At 56.0% G+C, this 1058-nt stretch carries 2 protein-coding genes; both read left to right on the plus strand.

The window, feature by feature from the left end:
• On the plus strand, positions 1-590 hold a 590-nt coding region (locus GA0061070_RS25300; protein WP_425256074.1), incomplete at its 5' end, for a Mu transposase domain-containing protein.
• 16 nt (positions 591-606) lie between these two features.
• The coding region (locus tag GA0061070_RS24495; RefSeq protein WP_139109847.1) for an ATP-binding protein at positions 607-1058 on the plus strand (452 nt) is incomplete at its 3' end.

The following is a 1058-nucleotide window of genomic DNA, read 5'->3' on the forward strand; positions in this document are numbered from 1 at the left end:
TCAGACCGTTACCGGTACAGCCATGGCGCTACAGGCATATCAAAAAAGCGAAAGTGAATATCGATTACCACGTTGAATATGAACAGCATCATTACTCAGTACCCCATCAGCACGTCGGTAAAACGGTGGAGCTTCATGCCTTCGACAACCTGCTTGAAGTCTGGTCTGACGGACAGATGATAGCCAGTCACCCACGCCGCCTTCATCCGGGCAACAGTACCGCAGCAGAGCATATGCCGGAGCGCCATCGTCATCATCAACAGTGGACGCCAGAGCGGCTGAAAAGCTGGGCGGCCGGTGTAGGCTCCGACACCTTCACGTGGATCAGCGGGCGTCTGGCAGAAAAAGCGCATCCTGAACAGGCCTATCGCCTGTGTCTGGGACTGCTGAGCCTGACGCGTGAATATCCTGCTGAGCGCGTCAATAACAGCTGTCGGCTGGCCAATGCAGAGGGGTTAACCCGACTGAAGCAGATAAAGTCGATCCTGAAGAATAACCGCGACCTGGTTCCGGCGGACAAAGATCTGCATACGTCCCAGGAGCTTCCTCAGGAACATGAAAACATCCGTGGTCCACGCCACTTCCACTGAAACAAGGAACCCGATAATGCCACACACGCTGATGAAACAGCTGACAGAAATGAAACTGACGGGAATGGCGGCGGCGCTGTCCTCACAGATGGAGCAACCCGGCACTTACGAAGAGCTCTCCTTCAGGGAAAGACTGGCGTTGCTGGTCACGCGCGAATCTCTCGAAAGGGATCAGCGTAAACAGAAACGCCTGCTACAAAAAGCCCGGCTAAGGCTTGAAGCCTCGGTCCACGACATCGACTACCAGCCAGCGAGAAACCTGGAGCGTTCGCGGATCGCTCAGCTAAGCCAGAACGAATGGGTGGTCAGGGGGCAGAACTTGCTGATAACCGGCCCCTGCGGTTGCGGCAAAACTTATGTGGGCTGCGCTCTGGGCAACAACGCCTGCCAGCAGGGTTACAGCGTGCAGTACTGGCGACTGAGTCGGTTGCTGGTAGAGCTGACGCACAGCCGCGCAGACGGTAGTTA

This window comes from Kosakonia oryziphila (assembly GCF_900094795.1).
GTDB lineage: Bacteria > Pseudomonadota > Gammaproteobacteria > Enterobacterales > Enterobacteriaceae > Kosakonia > Kosakonia oryziphila.